Raw genomic sequence first — 19485 nt, 5'->3', positions numbered from 1 at the left:
TATGACATTATTTTAATTTAAAATACTTGCATTTAGCTTATCAACTTGCTATATTACTCACTATGAACAGAGTACTAAAACGCTATAATTTGCTGTCAAAGCTCACTGTAGGTGAAGTTTATTCTTGGGGTGATTTAGAATCGCTCTCAGGCTCACTTGGCAGAGACTTAAAGCAGCTACAGAAGGAAGGCTACTTAAAAAGAGTGGGCCCAGGCTTATACTCGCTTCCCAAAAAAAGTCGTTTTGGAGATGTGCCAGCATCAGCAGAGCAAGTAGTGAGCGCGTTCTTAAAAACGGATGATTTTTTAATATTCTCACCTAATCTTTATAATGGTTTGGGTTTAGGGTTAACTCAGCTAAAAAAACAAACATTTGTTTATAACAAAAAGAGGCATGGTGATCTTAAACTAGGCAATCGAACCTATGAATTTAAGCTAAAAGCTAAAGGTTATCCGAAAGATTTAACCAAAGAATATTTGCTTGTTGATTTAGTAAATAATCTTGAAGATGTAGGTGAAGATCCGAGAAAGCTTTTAAATAATGTTGCCAATAGTGTGCAAGAAAATCAATTCGATAATACTAAGCTATTTGCTCTGGCAAAGCAATATGGGCACGTTTACACGAAGAAATTCTTTGTTGCTTTAGAACATGGCAAGCAGTATCCAGTTAAGAAGGTTGCATGAAGTTTTTACATGAAATAGATGAGGCTCAAGAACTATTTGAGATTGTTGCGGACGAAATTGGAATAGACGAACCATATTTGGTTGAGAAAGATTATTGGATTATGCATGCCCTCTGGGGGTTACAACAGCAAGGCTATGAGTTTGAATTGAAAGGTGGGACATCTCTTTCAAAAGCATTCAAAATTATTAATCGCTTTTCTGAGGATATTGATATACACATTTATCCTGATCCAAAATATAAATTAACGAGCAGAACAAAATTTGCTGATAAAAAATATGCTACAGACAGGCAATTATTTTTTGATGATCTAGCTAATGAAATTAATATCTCAAGCATGGAGTCTAAAAGAGATAAGAAATTTGATGATGAGTTTTTTAGAAATGCAGGTATAAGCTTACAATATAAAAGTTTTTTTGACACCCCAAACGGTATTAAGCCAAATATTCTACTTGAGGTTGGTTTTGATGCGATAGCGCCAAATTCGCCAATTGACATTAGTTCTTGGGCTTTTGATAAAGCCAAAGATGTTATGCCCGATCTAATTGATAATAGAGCAAAAGCTATAAAATGTTATTTACCGGAGTATACGTTTGTAGAAAAGCTGCAGGCTATTAGTACCAAAGTTCGTCAGCAGATTGAAAGTGGTGAGTTTGAAATGAACTTCTTAAGGCATTTCTATGATGTACATCAGCTTTTTCAGCAAGATCGAGTAAAAAAATTTATTGGTACGGACGATTATGTCAAGCATAAAGAATTAAGATTTAGATCAAAAGACATAAAAAATCTAAAAGAGAATATTGCTTTTAACTTTGATTCTAACCCTGAAATATTTAATTTATACAATAAAAGGTTTTCCCAAAATTCAGCTTTATATTATAGTGGCTCCCCATCTTTTGAAGACATTTATGCCTCACTCATTAAAATTAGAGAAATTGGGTGAATTAGCTTATCATTCAACCCTGTAGAAATCTGAGTTTCCAACATTGTTATGATATTGCGACCGCTACAATTAATATGCAGCGGTTTTAACAATGATTACTGTTGACCGAGTTTTTAGCAAAAATTATCAAAAGTATCACTCCCATTCAGGCCTCTGAGCAAGGCAAAACTGCTTTTCTGCACCTTCTGTCTCAAAAAATGATCCAAGACCTTGATGAATATATAGATCATCTTCATATTCCCTCAAGTTAACAAAAAAATTAACGGGCTTGTTTTGCGTTTTCCTAACTGTAAATCCAGACAAAAATAAAATATGATTGCCTTTGGCGCTTAACTATTATTTTGTTAGTAGATCAACATTTTTGGCTTAAAGTGCCTCCTTTATTGAGATTGAGCTATTGTTTGCTTCATTGAGTATGGTTAATAAAATATATGAAGAATAGTAAGTTGAAATTAGGCGTTTCTATTGGTACAGCAATTTTAGCTTTCATAGGTGCATTATTGGGGACATATGTTTCAGGATACATGCAGGAGTCTCTAAGGAAAATTGATCTAGATAATCCTGAAGATTTAAGTTTGATGCAGAGATTGTATTCTGATCGTATTCCCATTTCAAACTGTTTTGGCATTATCAAAGAAACAACAGTCGCAACGCTCAATTTACTGTATATGTCTGCTTACTATATTGAGTCAATGGATTGTATGGTTATTTATCAGATTAAAGATGAAACATTGTACATAAAAGATATTATTGCAACAAAACTCTGTGATCTTGATCTGATTTTGAATTCAATTTCAAACAAATTTTCCAAAGTGGTGCTGCAATTTTCACCAGATAATTTTTTAAAGATACCATTTAACCCTATAGCAGCATTAACGGATGGTTGCTTCATGATATCTCAAGATTTTGATATGAAATGTTCGTCATTTAGATATCCAGAGACACAGCGTTGTTGATAGCTGTGTTGTAGAGTATTAAGAAACAGGACTCAAGAACTTTAGTGTTAAATAATTTGCTGATGTGTTTTTTAAGGAGTGGAATAAGTGATTTTCTGAAAAAATAATCATCGCGGTTGATAGAAAATAAATTTTTCATGGATAACTAAAGATTTGAGAAAAAACAAATAATGATATGAAAGAACTAGAAAAAAATATCATAAATATGTATGGGCAAAAGGGTAAGCAATTTTTAGTGGATTTGCCTCATTTGATTGCTCAAATTAAAGCAGAATATGGATTGTCAGATTTAAAGCCAGTTAATAATTTGTCTTACAATCATGTGCTCTCAGGCTTTCAAGACAAACAAGCTATCATCCTAAAATTGGGTCTTGGTAATGATGGATTCAAACGAGAAGCAGCAGCATTAAAAGCTTTTTCAGGGTTTGGTGCGGTAACTGTACTTGCAGAAAAGGAAGGGATGCTCCTGCTTGAACGGGCTATTTCAGGGGCTTCTTTGAAAACTTATTTTCCAGAGAAAGAATATGATGCCATTCATATTATGGGTGGGTGCTTAAAGAAATTACATCAAGCAGCACCTCCTTTTCTAAAGATATTCCCTCATATTAAAGATTGGCTGATGGTGCTGAATAAAGATTCTAGCATACCTGATTACTATTTAAATAAAGCAAGGAAATTACGCGATACTTTACTTGAGACCTCTAGCGCTTCTGTTTTGCTGCATGGCGATTTGCATCATGATAATATTTTGCAACAGGGCGATGATTGGGTTGTAATTGATCCTAAAGGTGTAATTGGTGAACCAGCTTATGAAGTTGCAGCATTCATCCGCAATCCTATGCCAAAATTGCTAGAATTAGATAATGCACTAAAGATTATAGAACATCGCATTCATCACTTTGCTAAAATACTTGAGATTTCTGAGCACAGGATCTGGAATTGGTGCTTTGTGCAGGCGGTACTGGCATGGGCATGGGCTTTGGAAGATAATGGGGATGTATCCTATTTTCAACAGTTAACAGAAATTTTTGATAAGAAAATTTCTGTTTGGGGGACGAGGAAAACTCAGATTGATACTTCTCTCGATCGCAATTTGATTGTAACCCAATCTCCACAATGTGCAAATCTGCCTGCCAAACCACTTGAACTTAGATTTGAAGCACTTACTATAAAAGATTTGGAAATTTTGCATACTTGGTTTCAAGTCCCGCATGTTAAAAAATGGTATGCTAAAGGATTAGATTTTTCAAAAAAGGACATTGAATTAAATGTATAGCGCTAGGATCAAAAATAAAGATCTTGTACCGAGTTTTATCGTGCATGCAGAGCACCATCAAATTGGATTTATTCAATATTATGCTTTGAGTGATTTTTTACCAGAAGGAATCATAGATTATAACCATGAATTATTTAGTCAATTTTCTCCATCTGAGATAGCAGGTGTTGATTTATTTATTGGTGATGAAAGTTATTTAGGGAAAGGATGTGGCGCAAAAATTTTGCACTCTTTTCTGACGCAAATAATCTATCCTAATTTTAAGGTTGTTGTAATAGATCCAAATATTGAAAACCTAAGAGCAATTAAAGCTTATGAAAAAGTAGGGTTTAGGCAATTTAGCATCGAAAAATCTGAGCAATACAATGAAATTATTCAACTAATGATCCTCAAGAAGAGTAATTTATGAAAAATGTTGAATTAAATTCAAAAATCAATTTAGATAAAATTCCATTTAAGTTAGTAGATTTAACGCATTCTTTAAGTGAAGGAATTCCTTCTTGGGATGGTGATTGTGGTTTTAAGCATCAGATTCATCATGATTATGAGCCAAACAGTACATATCAGTTTCGCACCCACAAAATTCAAATGCATGAGGGAATAGGTACTCATATTGATGCGCCGGCACATTGCTTTACAGAAGGAAAAAGCATTGCTGATTTAGATGTAAATGAATTGCTTGCTCCATGTGTGGTGATTAATGTTTCCGAAAAATCGCATGAAAGTTATGTTGTATCCCTTCAGGATGTTAAAAATTTTGAAGATAAGCATGGACTGATTGCCAAGAAAAGCTTTGTAATCTTTTGGACTGGATGGGATAAGTATTGGAAACAACCAGAAAAATACAGAAATAACCTGCTTTTTCCAAGTATATCATTAGAAGCGGCTGACTTCTTATTGGCTGAACGAAATATTGTTGGTCTCGGTATTGATACATTATCGCCAGATAGCCCAGAAAATGGCTATCCTGTACATAAAGCTGTTTTGGGCGCTAATAAATATATTGTTGAAAATATAGCTAATGCAGGAAGCTTACCGCCTGTTGGAAGCTATAGTTTGGCATTGCCGATGAAAATTAAAGGTGGAACTGAAGCGCCAGTAAGAATGGTTGGGTTAATTTTAAAAAAGTAAAAAATGGATAAATTGTGTTTTTTTAATGCGACGTCTAGCTCCCGCCATGATTGGCTAATATGGCATAAGACATGGATGTACTTGCTTATTGATGGGAAAAATTGAGAAAGTAAGGGATATTAAAATATGAGAGGAAGAGAATTTCTGAATGAACAGCAGATTGAGAATTGTCTAAAAGCGCATTATGATCTTGATATTATAGAGATTTTAGCCTTGCACAGAGGTGCAGATACCAATGCTTGTGTTTTTAAGGTAGATGCACGTGCTCAGTCTTATTTCGTAAAATTAAGGCATGGTCACTACAATGAAATTAATCTTGCTATCATTGAGTTATTAGCGCAAGCAGGGATCAGACAGATCATATCTCCCATTAAAACTAATCAACAGCAAGTGATGGTGTCAATAGGGGATTTTCACCTAGTTGTATATCCATTTATTGACGCACAGGATGCTTTTTCTCATTCGCTTTCTGATCAGCAATGGATTCTACTTGGTAAAGCCTTACAGCAAATTCATGGTCTTAAAGTGCCGACTGGAATGCAAGCGCGGTTGCGCAAAGAAAATTATTCTCTTAAATTTCGGCAAAGTGTGTGTGCATTTTATGAGCAATTCAATGCACTAAAAATCACAGATGAGATTGCTGAAAAACTATTTGCTTTCATGAGGCAAGAGCAGAAAATTATTTTGCATTTAGTCAAAGCCGCAGAAAATCTTGCAAATATAATCCCAAGTTCTAATCCTCAATATAGTCTGTGTCATTCAGATATTCACGGTGGGAATGTACTTGTAGATGGTCATGACAGAATCTATATCGTTGATTGGGATGAACCTATTATGGCGCCCAAAGAGCGAGATTTGATGTTTATCGGTGGTGGTGTGGGTAATGTGTGGAATCAGCCTCATGAAGAAGCATTGTTTTATCAAGGCTATGGTAACACCCTAGTGGATAAAAACATTTTAGCTTATTATCGTTATGAGCGAATTATTGAAGATATTTCTGAATATGTTCAACAGTTGTTATTATCTTCCTCTGGTGGTGAAAATCGAGAAATTATGTACCAGCACTTTATGGATATGTTTGCACCAAGAGGAGTGGTTGAAATTGCGCTTAGGCAATAGAGAGAAAAACTTCTTGTACTTTTGCTGTAAAATTCTTAAGTCATTAAAATTAGAGAAATTGCCTGGATTTGCTATCATCCATTTTCCTAAAAATCCGAATTTCCAACATTGCCATTCTTTGCTTTAGCAGTGCCATTTCATTAAAAAACTTTAACATAAAGCTTTTGATGGTTCCTCAAACCAGCGTAGATACACTTGAACCATGTCATTGATTAATATAGAGTTGCTCCACTTTTGTGTTAGGTATGATCTTAAACCCCCTATTCAAGCAATTATTATAGAGAAGAATAAAAACATGAAGCTGCTCAAATCTATTCTATTAATTAGTATTTTTAAATCCTGTCTTGCAAATGCGGTTGAATCTGAGCCGTGTGATGTTTCTCACCGTTGGTGGGTGAATTTAGGAATGGGTAAAGGTACAACATTTGCTCAGGGCGATACATTAGATAACTTCGGATTTGCAGCTCAGTTAAGTTTCAATGGCATGATTACGAACAATCTATTTGTTACGCTTGAAAGTACTGGCACAGGTCGAACAGATAATGATCATACCTCAAATGGCGATGTTGGTCTTCTACTAGGTTATAAAAAGAGACATTCAAATTGGTATTGGTCAGGGGCAGTAGGCATTTCTTACTATAAGACCGAAATAAAAGAAAGAGAATATGGCCGTTATTATTATCGTTATTCTTCGGAAACTGAAGAGGGGGTTGGAATCCCTGTCGAAGCGCAGTTGTTTTGGACACCAGTGAAACATTTTGGTGTAGGGATTATAGGCCATGGCGTTGTTAGCCAAAATCCTTATGCTGTTGCAATGATTGGCATACAAGTTTCCTAAAAATTGATCAGTATTTCTTGAAAAATTCATCCATAATTAATGCTTGCATAATAATTATGGATGAACTAATTCTGTTTCTGCAATGAATGATATGGCTTAACTATTTGGATAATGAATAATATCATGAATACAAGCTGTTTTTTTGCCCATATTACGATAGCCATGAACTTGGTTGGCATTAAATCGGAAACCTTCCCCTTTGTTTAAGGGATGCCAAACATTGTTTACAAAGACTTCAATTGTTCCCTGAATGACAATGACATGTTCAATAACGCCAGTTGCGTGTGGCGGAGATAAATGCTCACAACTTGCTAATAATTCAATAACGAAAAGCTCAAAATTTAATTGCTTATCAAAAGGGAAGAGTGGCATCACTCGGATTTTTTTATCTGAGGGATGAAGATGCTGTGCTACGCCTGCACGATGAATCGGTTCTTGAATATGAGGGGGGCAATCTTCAATAAAAGAAGAGAAAGAAGTTTGAAAGCCACTCGCTATTTTCCAGAGGGTGGCAATAGTGGGGCTGGATTCTCCACGTTCAATCTGTCCAAGCATTGCTTTGCTCACGCCGGTTTTCTCCGCAGCCTTGTCTAGGCTCCAATTGCGCTCATTGCGTAATGATTTTAGAGTCTGAGATATACGATTATTAATGTCTTTCACAAAATGCCTTTTATCTAGAAGGGCTTGTGCGTTATAGCGCACGATGTTAGCATAGTCCTATTATGCGCTATAACGCACAAACTGTGAAGAGGCTATATGGTAGAAAATCAATTCCCAAATAAATTGGTGGCTGTTCTAAATAAAAAGATAGAGCCTGGTAAGTTGATGAATGCCTTGGCGCATATGTGCATTGGTTTGGGCTCAGCGATAGGAAAGGATTTTTTACGCTTAACATCCTATAAAGATGCCGATGGAAACGTTCACCCTCATATTTCTGAGATCCCTTTTATTATTCTCTCTGAGAGCTCAAATAAAATTAAAAAATTGCGTCATGAAGCTATGAATTATAATATCAATTTTAATGATTTTACCGATACGATGACTGTTGGAACATATCAAGAGCAGATAGAGTGTACTAAGCAAGTGAAAGAGGAAGATCTCATTTACTTTGGTATTGTGTTGTTTGGCGACTGGGATAAGCTAACTGAGCTTACCCAAAAATTTTCTCTTTGGAAATAAGAAAGAGTTAAAATATGCAAAAGATATTTTGGGATGAACCTTATAAAAAAACACTAATAACGAGAGTGTCTGAGGTTAATTTCGATCGTATTTTATTGGAAGAAACAATAGCTTTTTCATTTTCTGGTGGACAAGAAAGTGATGAGGCCACTATTCATGGTCTTCCTATTATCGATTCAGAAAAAGTAGGTAACTTGATTTATTATCGTCTTTCAGCGGCGCATGGATTGGCTGTGGGAGATGAGGTTATCATGGAAATTAATTGGGAGCGCCGATATAGATTAATGCGCTTACATTTTGCTGCTGAGCTTATTCTTGAGTTAGTAAAAAGAAAACTGAATCTTAAAAAGATTGGCGCACATATCGCAGAAGCTAAAGCGAGAATAGATTTTGTGTATGATAAAAATATTTCTCATCTTTTTGAAGAATTATTAGTGCAATATAATGAGATTATTAAGCAAGATTTGTCAATTATAACTGGCATTTCTGATATTGAAAAACAACGCCGTTTTTGGGAAATTGAGGGTTTTTCTAAGGTATCTTGTGGGGGTACGCATGTCCGATCTACGGGTGAGGTTGGGTATGTTATTCTTAAAAGAGTGAATATTGGGAGCGGAAAAGAACGGATTGAAATTAGATTAAAAGATTCTTAAGCATTCAAAATCCTTATTGATTTAGCTATAGTATAAGTTAAATAGCATCTCTAGGAATTTGATAGAGCCCTAATTGAAGGCTTTTTGCAATGCGTGTGCTTTTTTCTTTGTATTGATTGACTATTTCTTCGGTGTAGATCTCTTGGGTTGTTTCTTCAAATAACATCAGCCAACGCTCAAATAAGGCTTTATCAAAGGCAGGAAGCATTAGATGTTTTTGAAAAGGACTGCCGTGATAGCGTTTGCTTCCTAGCATAATGGAAGACCAAAAATCACATAATTTTTGAAGATGTGGTTCCCATTCATTGAGATCATTTCCAATTGCTTTAATAAAAATGGAGCCAAGCGCTTTATCTGCACGTACTTTGCTATAAAAATCGTCTACAAGCTTGCGTATATTCTTTTCAGTGATTATATTTTCCTTCATTTAGCTCTCTCATTCATGAGCCAAAAGGCTCCCGTTAAAGCAATAATTATTTTTAGCATATTAGTACCAATATATAAGCAATGAAATATATTGGGATGAGCAATGCTGTTAGAAATTATACGATCTGTTTTGACATCAAGAATAGGTGATAGATAGAATGTTTCAATCAATAGTAGTGTAATCAGCCTACCCGTGAACCACGTTCTAAAAAATATGTATTTATAATACATATTTTTATCTAATATTGCCAGAGATCAATAAAAAATTAAATAAACATTATTTATCTGACTAATATGCACTAATGCTTATTTTTTGAGACAGCCCCTAAAAAATAAGACTAATGTCTAAGCTTGACGCAGTAATATGCGTTTGGTATACATATTATTGAAGCTATTCAAATAAAATTAAAGGATATAAATGAAGATACTTCCTAATGACCTCATGTTTTATAAACGTACGCCAACCTTTACTCATGAAAGTGTGCCACCAGGATTATTAAAGAATCATAGTACTAAGAAAAACGTATGGGGGTTAATTAAAATTATGCAGGGGAAATTGGACTATATCATAGGAACTAATGAAACATATTTGTTGGAGCCAGGTAAGGATGGTGTTATTGAGCCTGAAGTTATTCATCATGTTTCGCTCACAGAACCTGTGGAGTTTTTTGTTGAATTTTACAAATAAGATCATGAACTAATAAGTAAAGAAAATATCTATGTTGGGCTAGAGTCTTCTGCTCATGTTATCAATATCGTGCTTTCTTTGCTGATGTTAAAAAGATATGATCATCGATTGGCGATGTGGAGGAAGAGAAAAATTCTGTTTGGTTTCTTTTTTTGAGAGGTATTTTCTGATCTTTTGAATTGTGGATCCTATTTTCTACTTCAAGTATAAGATCATTGATGTCTATATAGTTAAAATTGTCACTAGCGTCTTTTGCAGTATCTAATTTTGTACGTAAAAGTGTTTCTAGCTCTCGATCGTATCGAATAAGATTGAGATCATCAATAATGATTTCGCAAATGGCATCAAAGTCATAGCCATAAATCAGCCCATTCATTGTATTTTTTGTTGATCGACCAAAATCAATAAAGTAGATGTCAAAATTATCGTCTATTATGATGTTGCTATCATTAATGTCATTATGATTAATATTTTTCTGGCCTAAGACAGATAACTCAAGTAATAAATTATGAATAATACGTAGACATTCAATGGCAGAAAGCCCTTCTGCATTAAACTCTTCTATTGTTCGTCCTGATATTTCATTCATAAATAAATATGCCTTTCCCTGTTCTTTTGACTGCACCTCTTGGTAAGCAAGCATGTATGCATCAGAATATTCTTTGGCAAGTTTATATTCTCTTCGTGAAGCAGAGAATAGTTCTGAAATATTATAGGAAGATTTTATTTTAACAAGACAAAAAGTATTTGTATTTAGATTTTTTGCTACTCTGACAGAACCTTCTGTGCCACTTTTAAGTGTGTGTGTCTTTCTATCGATGGAATAGGATGCTGTATTGTTTGCCGAACAAGGAACAGTGCAATTTAGAGAGATATTTTCTGTTTCTGATATATTTCTTAATTGATCGTTTTTAGTATTTTGGATATTTTTACCATCGAAACGAGATTTTGCTTTGTTGTCAATGAGGGAGAACGTTAAAGACATATTAGTTTCTCCTTATTGCTTGGTGATGCTCTGTTAATAAAGTTGAAAGACGGTATATTGTTTATAAGCTAAACTGATAAACATTTTATATTTTTGAAAATATTTTACAATTCGATATATCCATTTTTTATGGCCTTTTATCTGATATATTCATACATCAGTATATATCCTTCCTTGGATCGGGTGGGGCGAGATTTTATTGAAGTTGTTTTTTTTCTAATTCTTGGTTGGGGCCAAAAAATTCAAAATGCACTTGTGCGGGTGGGATCCCCCAGGCAAGCAACTCATGATATATGTTTATCATAAAGGGGTGAGGGCCACAAAAGTAATAATCACAGTCTCTTTGTGATACTAAGCTTTCAATGAACTGAGCATCAATCAACCCTGTACTATCCATGCCTTTACGCAGATTTTCAGGCTTTTCAGGATCGCTGTAACGGTAGTAAACTTTCAAGTTGTGATGTTTTTTTGCTAAACTATTAGTGTTGTTTTTGAAAGCATGCACGTTTTCATTCAAACTACCGTGGATAAAAATAATCTCACGATTTGACATAACAGTAACAGCACTGAGTAAAATACTGAGTATGGGAGTGATACCCACACCAGCGGATAAAAGCACAAGTGGGCGTTCATGTTTTTCTGTTATGTCCAGAAAAAACTCTCCACAAGGTGGCGCTATTTCTAAGATTGAACCTATATCAATGTTATCATGCAAATAATTAGAAACATAACCATCTGGAATATTGGCCTTATAACCTTGTTCGCGTTTTACACTGATGCGCAACCAGTCTTCACCTGGCTGATTGGAGAGACTATAATTTCTCATGGTTGTTGTTTCATCGGGGGTTGGTACACGTACTGTTATATATTGACCAGGTTTGAATTGAGGTGGTTTTTTACCATCTAGAGATGCCAAATAGAAAGATGTGATAATGCTGCTTTCGATTTCTTTTTTTATGACACGCATGGCTTTGAAACCTTGCCAACCTCCTGTGGTTGTTGCATGTTGCTTATAGATCTGTGTCTCGCGCCCAATAAGAATGTTCGCCAAGAAATCATACGCCTGTGCCCATGCTTGGATCACTTCGTCTGTTGCGCCATTACCTAATATTTCTTGGATTGAGGCAAGTAGATTCTGTCCTACGATAGGGTAATGCTTTGGTTTAATCTGTAATGAAGCATGTTTTTGTGCAATGAGTTCGATAGAGCTTCCGAGAGCCTCCAAATTATCTATGTTAGCTGCATAAGAACAAATTGCGCCGGCCAATGCTTTTTGTTGATGTCCGGTTGATTGATGGGCTGAATTAAACAAAGGGATTACTTCTGGATTATGGGAGAACATTCTTTTATAAAAATGGTAGGTGAGTTGTTCGGCGTGCTTTTCTAGGATTGGAACTGTTGATTTAATAATTCTAATAGTATATTCATCTAACATTGTTTTGCTTTCCTTAATATGTATGTATTATACATATTAATAATATACTAGAAGTTGTCTCAAAAATAGTAATTTTTCTTTCAGCCAAGGCGCAGATTCTTTGAGTAGCGTAAAAGGATCTGCAGCGAAGGAGCAACGAAAAATGGTATTTTTGAGACAGCTTCTAATATTTAACTTAGTTTCAAGGTCTTATAATATGCAGTTAACAAATTTTGTAGACTATGGTTTGAGAAGTCTCATGTATTTAGCTTTTCACTCAGACAAACTTTGTACAGTAAAAGAAATATCTGAGTATTATGGTGTTTCTCATAATCATATTGTTAAAGTTGTGCATCGATTATCGCAGTTGGGCTATATAACGAGCAGCAAAGGAAAGGGCGGCGGTATAAAGATTACACCTTATTCATTTAAGTTAAAAATAGGAGATTTAATAAAAGAATTAGAGCCTACAATGCATCTTGTGGAGTGTTTTAATAAAGATAGCAATACTTGTAAAATAACGAATTTCTGCCAACTCAAGCACTATCTTTACGAAGCAAATGAATCATTCATAAAATCGTTAAATCATTACACGCTAGCAGATGCGATAAAAAATTGGAAATAAGTTTTTAATAGATTTGCAACTTGAATAGGGATAAAGATGCTTATTAAGCTTAAAAGGATATATGAGTTGCCTGAGAAATCAGATGGTTTTAGGATTTTGGTTGATAGATTATGGCCTCGTGGCGTTAAAAAAGAATCCGCTAAAATTGATTTATGGTTGAAAGATATTGCGCCCAGTCCTGACTTGCGAATATGGTATGGACATGATCCTGAAAAATGGGCTGAATTCAAAAAAAACTATACAAAAGAGCTGAATAAAAAAAAAGATTTATTTCAAGCGCTTTTCCAATCTAACAGAAAAATCATAACATTGGTTTTTGCCGCTAAAGAGGTCAAGTATAGTCATGCACTTATTTTGCAGAAATATATGCAAAAAAAACTAGATAATTATGAAAGTGAAGAATTATGACCAAATTAAGATGCAAAAAAGACTAATTAAATTGACATCATTCCTCAATGGTGTTAGCTTGCCAAATTGGTTTTGTCGGTAAAATATTACCGTTTATAAAAGTTTAAAGAGTATTAAATATCCCTACTTTTTATTAATAATGAGTATATGCACTGAATGCATTACTTAATAAATTGGATAATACACGCTTTTGAGACAGTTTCGCGCTTAAATACAGGCAACGAGGTAGTAGATGTTAACATTTCAAGCTTTGGGTGATGGTAATTGTTTATATAATACAGAGTCCATCTGGCTAATAAAAAGCTATAGAGAAGGCAATTTAGAACAATTATTAAATAACCAAGATTTTAGACAAAATATTGGTAGGTTATTAAGCCATACAAGTGAGGGTGTGAATACCATTGATCTTAAAGCGACTTTGGGAGAACCTTATACAAAAGCTTCAATTAAGAGCGCTTTAGATAAGTTCATTCATGATTTGAGTGATGATAAAGAGGGGCTTGATTGGGTAGCCGCTCAACAGATGCTTGCCCAAGGTTTGCGTGCATTGGTAACAGATAAAATTCAAAACGATCCTGCCATTCTTGAACAAGTGAAGTTAGAACTACATGATGCCATTAATCAATGTATTACACTGTCAACACGCGATGAGGTTCAAGTAAGTTTCCACTTTGATGGTATGCTTGAAATTCAAGCGAAAGTGAAAGAGCTAATGCAAAATAATCGCTTGAATACAAAGCAACGGCAAGATGCTCTCAGAAAGTGGTTTTTTAATCACAATGGTGAAACAGTTGGACTGAATTATTATCTGTACGGCGAGAATGGTATTGCTTCGCCTACCATTGAGGCAGGACACTTTGAAATGAAAGTGCTTAGCCAATTATTGCACCATGTCATTCGTTTTTATGATAAAAAACGTAATGAAGCAGGACATCATATTAATGTGATCGATGCCTTTAAAACATCTGAAGAGGCCGGAAAGCATCCTGAAACTGCTTTAGTTTTTCATGTGGAAAAAATGGGCAATCACTGGAATGCATTACTACCCAATGATGCTGCCTCTAAAGAGATGATGCGTGAATATGAACCGCAGCGTACACGTTATATTGTCGCTGTCCAGCAAAAAGAGGCGAGAGCAAACTTAGCGCAAATATTACGAGAACATGGGACCTTTGCTGCACATCATAAAAAAGATCTGGCAGATTTCTCTGAAGAAGAATATTTGATGATGAATGGTCTTACTAAAGAACAATATAATAAAAATATTTTACCGGCAGTTGAGCCAAGCCAGCCTAAAGTGATTAAACCGAGTACTGTAACGCCTAAGAAACCAGCTGTTCAGACGGTCAAAAAAGCTTCTGTTGTGGGGTCTCCTCCATCTATCGTTTCTAAAAAGAAGCAGAGTATAAAGAAAAAGCACGTAACAACGAGTGCTCCTGCTGATTTAACGGATGACGTAGAAGTCACAACGCCTATTACGGAGACACCGCCAGTGGTTGTGGCACCACCCACACCTCAATCGCAGCAGCCTAAACAAGATGGTGCAGGCGCAAAACCTGAATTACAAACAGCAGATAATAGTTTTTTATTAAAAATCATGGGTGGAATAGCTGGACTCTCAGCTTTGTTATTATTGGCAAGCAGTGTGATACCACAATTTTTTACTATCATGAATCCGGCTGTTGCAGGCTTATTGTTAGTGGCTTGTGTGGTTGCTGCGACTACATTATTTTTAGGAAGTATGTACGGTGCTGAGAATAAAAAAACGTCTGCACAGCAAACTGCTAAGTCTTTTGATATATCAATAGAGGACTTGGGATGTAGCAGAAATTTTGTGCCACAGCTGCGTGTGCATAAGCAGCAGAATGCAGTGCATGGTACAGAAGGTGTTGTTGCTGCCAAGAAAGAAGATTTGTTATGCAGCAAACCCCTAAAAAAATATAAGCATTAGATATTATTCTTTTAGGTCTGGCTTATGTTTCTCTTTGCGGGGAACAATAAGCCGGCTATTTCTTTGACCTCTAAAGAAATAGTACATCCATTCAAAAAAGACAATCACCTTCATTCTAAATGAAATAAGAAAGAAGATATGAACAATACCCCACATAATCCAAGCCATTAATCCACTACATTTTATTGGCCCAGACAATACAATTGCTTTATATTTTCCAATTGTGGCCATCATGCCCCAGTCTTGATATTTAAATATTCCTCTTGGTGTGGATTGTTTTACTTCATTTTTAATTAAATTTCCTACAAATTGCCCCATTTGTTTTGCTGTGGGGGCAACTGCTGGTAGAGGCTTTCCCGTTACCGCGTCTGGAAAATGCGCACAATCTCCCAATACAAATACATTGGGATGCTCGGGAATAGATAAATCAGGATTCACATAAACACGCCCAGAACGATCTGCTTTTACATTAAGTGCTTTGATGAGTGGAGAGACTTGGTTTCCTGCTGCCCAAACAATATTATGCGATGGAATAAATAGTGTTGTTGTTTCTGTAGCAGAAGTGCTTTCTAAAAAGACACCTTTTTCATTAATATTTGTGACTCTATGGTTTAATTTTATGGTGACATGCAATTTTTCTAAGTCTTGTTTAGTCTGTTCTGCAGCGGTCGCAGGATATCCTGCTAATAACTGTGCGCCGGCTTCAATAAGATATATTTGGCTATTGATGGGGTTAATCTGTCGAAAATTTTGGTTTAAGCTTTGATGTGCTATTTCTGCAATACTTCCTGCCATTTCTACACCTGTCGGTCCTCCACCAACAATGACGAAATTCAAAAGTGCGCTTAGTGTTTCAGGATTTGTTTCTTTTTCTGCATTTTCAAAAGCAGCTAAAGTGTGGTCGCGAATTGTCAAGGCATCAGATAGTGTTTTTAGACCTGGCGCAAAAGCTTCCCATTCTGGATGATCAAAATAATGATGCATAGAGCCTGGGCAAAGTATCAAATAGGTATAATGAATAATTTGAGCGTTGTTAAGTTCTATGTTTTTATCTGAAAAATTAATTTTAACAACTTCGGCCATAAGTGTAGAAATAGATGGATTTTTTTTAAAAACTTCTCGGATTGGATAGGCAATATTGGCTGGAGAGAGCGCAGCGGTTGCTACTTGATATAAAAGTGGTTGAAATAAATGGTGGTTTGTTTTATCAATGAGGCAGACAGATAAACTGGAGGAGGTGAGTGCTTTTGCTGCAGAAAGACCTGCAAATCCAGCGCCTACGATCACAACATCAAAATTTTTTTGCATAGTTTTTAAGGATATATATTGTTACCTCAGGTATTTGACAATGTAACCTAAAGCATTCTTAAAAACCAGAAGAGCGCTATTGCTCTTTTAAAAAAATACATTAAAAGAGCAATAGGAATGAGTTAACTTGAAAACTTATTTGGTGGTTTTGCTAAGCTTTGTTTTAGCAGGTGTTTTTTGATGTGCAAGATTTTCAGCATCTTCTGGAATACTCAAGTCTATTGGCTTAGTAAGAAGCTTTTGATGTTGCTCTTTGTGAGATTTATAGCCTGTTAACACCGTTGATTGAACTGTTCCAAGCAATACCGTGTCAGCATCATCTGATACTGGCTCCGTGCTCATCGTTACCAATTTTCCTTTTTTCATTAGCTCAGCATGGATTGAAAAAGATTTATCCACTAAATCTTTTGCTGGTTCTACTGTATCAGAAATAGAGATTGACGTGTCTTTTTTAGCATCGGTTGTTTCTTTTATGCTCGTATCAGCAAAAAGTAGCCTTTTGTGTGTTGTTGCTAATGTGCTGACCGCTGTCTTAGCTTTCATCATTATTTGACGAGGTATTAGAAAAGGTATTGGAGAAGGCATTGGCAAAGCTATGCCGGCTTCAACATTCGGTGCATCATTAGATACTTCTGGAGTCGTTGTTTCTACACTGGTGCTAAGAAAATTGTCAAAATCTTCTTTTGTCAGAGGTCGATCGCTTTGTAGTGCAAGGATACTAAGTTTATCAGAGCGGGAGCGCTTTTTAGGCGTAGCTTGTTGGCACTTCTCTTGAGTTGTTTTTATCGGAGATGCGGGTAACACTGTGCGAATGCGGGTTTGCTGAGCTGTTGTTAAGCCTATTTTTTTTAATTCGTCCACTTTAATGTTAGCGTTTTGTTCAAGATGGTCTTTTTTAGCTTGTGGTTGCTTTTGTAAGGCAACGACTAAATTATTATGGTGCCCGATTAATATTGCTTGAAAATTAAGCAGTATTTCTTCTTGCTCTTCATCTAGGCTTGCGTATTTTAGCGTGCTCTTAATTGTTGATAGAAGATTGCGTACTTTATTAAAAAGCCCACCTGCTTTTATGGCATGGTCTTTGCCTTTAATTTTTTTGCCATGATGGGCTTCCCACAGTGCTGTTGCGGCAGTGCTATGATGAAAAGTATCAATCTCTTCGCGAGGCTCACCTCTTTCTACAATATGTGAGAATAGCATAGAAATACACTGTGTTATTTCATTACCTAAATTATTTATGTTTAGTTCCCACAAATCATTGATTGCTGTGTGTTTGGGAAGACGTGTTGCAACTTTGTGGCTTTGTGGGCTTAAATGCAAACCAAGTTTAAAAGCTGGCTTTTTAGGTGGAGTGAGGGGTTGGGGAAGTGGTCCTGAGGTGGTCATTTTAACCTGTCTCCTATAATAAACAGGCTTCCTTGCAGTTATTTTGTTTTAAGAATTAAGCGCCAAATGTATAGAACTCTATATTAGTTGTCAATCTACCAAACTATTCGTTTTATTGTGGCTGTCCTGTAATCAAGCTTCACAATTTGCCGGAAAAACTGTTAGGATTAAGCCTGTATTTTTGTTGCAGAGCTTAATAAAGTCGTCACGTGAAAGCTTTCTTAATTCTATTATCTGTGTTGTTCGTGGTATCAACCCATTCAATGGCTGGTGTTGAAAAAAAGGTGTATGGCTATATTGAAAAAGTAAGGGTATCTGATGCAGGCATATTACTAACTGCAAAGCTTGATACCGGCGCAAAATCAGCCTCCTTAGATGCGACGGATATACGAGAAGTTGAAGAGGATGGGATCCCTTATTTGTTGTTTCGAGTATTGGACGGCAATGGTGGAAGCGTTGAGCTAAAGCAGAAATATATTGGTAATGTTCGAATAAAAATGCGGACAGAAAAAAGTAAAAGTAACAAGAAACGTTTAGCTGAACGGCTTGTAGTCATGATGCCCATTCAAGTTGGCGAAGAAAAGCGTGATATTCGAGTTAACTTAACAAACCGTGAACACTTTCTTTATCCCTTATTATTGGGCAGAGAAGCAATAGAAGCTTTTGATGGCATTGTAGATCCAAAATTGGCTTTCACTATAGATGTTGGGCAGATAATATCAGCGCCAGAACAAAGAAAAATAGAAGCAGGATAACAGGCTTTAAATAATCATTTAGATCCTCTATTGTATGTTTTTCACGTGAACAAAAAGGGAGTAAGACATGAGCGGGAGCATTAGCATTGAGAAAGGGAATAAGGATTGTGATTCAGGAGATATTATTTTTTTAGAGGCTCAGCTTAAAGACGCAGATGCTCAGCTTGATACCTTAACTTAACCTTGCGTTGGAATACAATTTCTCCAGCGCTTGCTACACGATTGGCAGCCTTGCTTAATAAGCCTATTGCTCAGATTACGCTTTCATTTTATTGCGAAAGCAAAGATGCTGTAGAGGCAATTAATACAGCCTTGGAAAATAATGAAAGTATTACCCATTTAAATACCCATCTATTGGGACCAGATGTAGAGTACCAATATGATATAAAACCTCGAGCGCCAGCTAAGCAGCTTGAGATAGCGCATACAGATGTTGAAGCATCAGATCCTGATTCTTGGACAGACAGTTTTTCCACATTCTTCACAGAGATAAGTAATGATCTAGGAAAGTTTGTAGGAGACGCTACAAGCGTTGTCTCTGATATGACAGGAAGAATGGGTAATAATTTATTAACACAGTTTCGAAATCTAAATTTATCTGCGGCTTGCTCTTCTGTTACATGTATTCCAACTATTCCAAGTCTCACTTTTGGAGAAGATGAACGGCAAGATACAGCCAACCGAAAGAAATGTGATTGATTTTTTTTAAGTGAGAGATTGATAAATGCCCCCTGTCGCAGACGGCGGCAGGGTATTGTGCAAA

At 35.9% G+C, this 19485-nt stretch carries 22 protein-coding genes; 16 read left to right on the top strand and 6 right to left on the bottom strand.

Annotated features, from left to right (window positions below; genetic code table 11):
* Positions 1 to 62: 62 nt before the first annotated feature.
* The 8 genes from CC99x_RS07245 to CC99x_RS07210 all read left to right on the top strand — a co-directional run bounded on the left by CC99x_RS07245 (position 63) and on the right by CC99x_RS07210 (position 6944).
* Complete coding sequence (locus tag CC99x_RS07245) at positions 63 to 683, top strand: DUF6088 family protein (RefSeq protein ID WP_057624797.1); 621 nt, start codon at positions 63 to 65, stop codon at positions 681 to 683.
* Positions 680 to 1624 carry a nucleotidyl transferase AbiEii/AbiGii toxin family protein gene (locus CC99x_RS07240; protein ID WP_057624796.1) on the top strand — a complete coding sequence of 315 codons (945 nt, stop codon included), beginning with the start codon at positions 680 to 682 and terminating at the stop codon, positions 1622 to 1624. Before CC99x_RS07245 ends, CC99x_RS07240 begins: the two co-directional genes overlap by 4 nt.
* Before the next feature lie 431 nt (positions 1625 to 2055).
* Positions 2056 to 2580 (top strand): hypothetical protein, encoded by a 525-nt coding sequence (locus CC99x_RS07235; protein WP_057624795.1) that lies wholly within the window; start codon positions 2056 to 2058, stop codon positions 2578 to 2580.
* A gap of 175 nt (positions 2581 to 2755) precedes the next feature.
* A complete protein-coding gene (locus CC99x_RS07230) occupies positions 2756 to 3856 on the top strand; it encodes an aminoglycoside phosphotransferase family protein (RefSeq protein WP_077065439.1) in 1101 nt (366 codons plus the stop codon).
* Positions 3849 to 4265, top strand: a complete 417-nt coding sequence (locus CC99x_RS07225; RefSeq protein ID WP_057624794.1) for a GNAT family N-acetyltransferase — start codon at positions 3849 to 3851, stop codon at positions 4263 to 4265. The genes CC99x_RS07230 and CC99x_RS07225 overlap by 8 nt, the downstream gene beginning before the upstream one ends.
* Positions 4262 to 4987 carry a cyclase family protein gene (locus CC99x_RS07220; protein ID WP_057624793.1) on the top strand — a complete coding sequence of 242 codons (726 nt, stop codon included), beginning with the start codon at positions 4262 to 4264 and terminating at the stop codon, positions 4985 to 4987. Before CC99x_RS07225 ends, CC99x_RS07220 begins: the two co-directional genes overlap by 4 nt.
* Before the next feature lie 126 nt (positions 4988 to 5113).
* On the top strand, positions 5114 to 6106 hold the full coding sequence (locus CC99x_RS07215) for a phosphotransferase (RefSeq protein WP_057624792.1): 993 nt from the start codon (positions 5114 to 5116) through the stop codon (positions 6104 to 6106).
* A 295-nt stretch (positions 6107 to 6401) separates the two neighbouring features.
* Complete coding sequence (locus CC99x_RS07210) at positions 6402 to 6944, top strand: hypothetical protein (RefSeq protein ID WP_141651909.1); 543 nt, start codon at positions 6402 to 6404, stop codon at positions 6942 to 6944.
* A gap of 96 nt (positions 6945 to 7040) precedes the next feature.
* Here CC99x_RS07210 and CC99x_RS12985 read toward each other — a convergent pair whose 3' ends face one another.
* A complete protein-coding gene (locus tag CC99x_RS12985; protein ID WP_057624790.1) occupies positions 7041 to 7604 on the bottom strand; it encodes a helix-turn-helix domain-containing protein in 564 nt (187 codons plus the stop codon).
* 96 nt (positions 7605 to 7700) lie between these two features.
* On the opposite strand from CC99x_RS12985, the gene CC99x_RS07200 reads away from it, so the two are divergent.
* Positions 7701 to 8123, top strand: coding sequence for a DUF2000 domain-containing protein (locus CC99x_RS07200; protein WP_057624789.1), 423 nt, complete (start codon positions 7701 to 7703; stop codon positions 8121 to 8123).
* Positions 8124 to 8137: 14 nt separating this feature from the next.
* On the top strand, positions 8138 to 8776 hold the full coding sequence (locus CC99x_RS07195) for an alanyl-tRNA editing protein (RefSeq protein ID WP_057624788.1): 639 nt from the start codon (positions 8138 to 8140) through the stop codon (positions 8774 to 8776).
* A 37-nt stretch (positions 8777 to 8813) separates the two neighbouring features.
* On the opposite strand, the gene CC99x_RS07190 is transcribed toward CC99x_RS07195, so the two are convergent.
* Positions 8814 to 9203: a group III truncated hemoglobin gene (locus CC99x_RS07190; RefSeq protein WP_057624787.1), complete on the bottom strand. Its 390-nt coding sequence runs from the start codon at positions 9201 to 9203 to the stop codon at positions 8814 to 8816.
* 417 nt (positions 9204 to 9620) lie between these two features.
* On the opposite strand from CC99x_RS07190, the gene CC99x_RS07185 reads away from it, so the two are divergent.
* Positions 9621 to 9890: a TehB family protein gene (locus tag CC99x_RS07185; RefSeq protein ID WP_057624786.1), complete on the top strand. Its 270-nt coding sequence runs from the start codon at positions 9621 to 9623 to the stop codon at positions 9888 to 9890.
* Between the two features lie 61 nt (positions 9891 to 9951).
* Here the strand turns inward: CC99x_RS07185 and CC99x_RS07180 are convergent, their stop codons facing one another.
* Entirely contained in the window at positions 9952 to 10875 is a 924-nt protein-coding gene (locus tag CC99x_RS07180) for a protein kinase domain-containing protein (RefSeq protein WP_057624785.1), read from the bottom strand.
* 196 nt (positions 10876 to 11071) lie between these two features.
* The gene (gene hmpA, locus CC99x_RS07175; protein ID WP_057624784.1) at positions 11072 to 12310 is read right to left on the bottom strand and encodes an NO-inducible flavohemoprotein; all 1239 of its coding nucleotides are present in this window, start codon (positions 12308 to 12310) and stop codon (positions 11072 to 11074) included.
* Between the two features lie 196 nt (positions 12311 to 12506).
* Here hmpA and CC99x_RS07170 point away from each other — a divergent pair, with 196 nt between their 5' ends.
* The 3 genes from CC99x_RS07170 to CC99x_RS07160 all read left to right on the top strand — a co-directional run bounded on the left by CC99x_RS07170 (position 12507) and on the right by CC99x_RS07160 (position 15273).
* Positions 12507 to 12914, top strand: a complete 408-nt coding sequence (locus CC99x_RS07170) for an Rrf2 family transcriptional regulator (RefSeq protein ID WP_057624783.1) — start codon at positions 12507 to 12509, stop codon at positions 12912 to 12914.
* A gap of 36 nt (positions 12915 to 12950) precedes the next feature.
* Positions 12951 to 13322 carry a DUF488 domain-containing protein gene (locus CC99x_RS07165; RefSeq protein ID WP_057624782.1) on the top strand — a complete coding sequence of 124 codons (372 nt, stop codon included), beginning with the start codon at positions 12951 to 12953 and terminating at the stop codon, positions 13320 to 13322.
* Positions 13323 to 13554: 232 nt separating this feature from the next.
* The gene (locus CC99x_RS07160; RefSeq protein WP_057624781.1) at positions 13555 to 15273 is read left to right on the top strand and encodes a hypothetical protein; all 1719 of its coding nucleotides are present in this window, start codon (positions 13555 to 13557) and stop codon (positions 15271 to 15273) included.
* Positions 15274 to 15276: 3 nt separating this feature from the next.
* On the opposite strand, the gene CC99x_RS07155 is transcribed toward CC99x_RS07160, so the two are convergent.
* The gene (locus CC99x_RS07155; RefSeq protein WP_057624780.1) at positions 15277 to 16581 is read right to left on the bottom strand and encodes an NAD(P)/FAD-dependent oxidoreductase; all 1305 of its coding nucleotides are present in this window, start codon (positions 16579 to 16581) and stop codon (positions 15277 to 15279) included.
* Between the two features lie 135 nt (positions 16582 to 16716).
* Positions 16717 to 17967 (bottom strand): hypothetical protein, encoded by a 1251-nt coding sequence (locus tag CC99x_RS07150; protein WP_057624779.1) that lies wholly within the window; start codon positions 17965 to 17967, stop codon positions 16717 to 16719.
* Between the two features lie 209 nt (positions 17968 to 18176).
* On the opposite strand from CC99x_RS07150, the gene CC99x_RS07145 reads away from it, so the two are divergent.
* Together CC99x_RS07145 and CC99x_RS07140 are read left to right on the top strand one after the other, a co-directional pair.
* Positions 18177 to 18722 (top strand): putative ATP-dependent zinc protease, encoded by a 546-nt coding sequence (locus CC99x_RS07145; protein ID WP_077065438.1) that lies wholly within the window; start codon positions 18177 to 18179, stop codon positions 18720 to 18722.
* Between the two features lie 183 nt (positions 18723 to 18905).
* Positions 18906 to 19421 (top strand): hypothetical protein, encoded by a 516-nt coding sequence (locus CC99x_RS07140; protein WP_057624778.1) that lies wholly within the window; start codon positions 18906 to 18908, stop codon positions 19419 to 19421.
* The last annotated feature ends 64 nt before the right edge of the window (positions 19422 to 19485 follow it).

It is taken from the genome of Candidatus Berkiella cookevillensis (genome assembly GCF_001431315.2).
GTDB classification, from domain to species: Bacteria; Pseudomonadota; Gammaproteobacteria; order Berkiellales; family Berkiellaceae; genus Berkiella_A; species Berkiella_A cookevillensis.
This window is presented reverse-complemented; position numbering and strand designations above follow the sequence as displayed.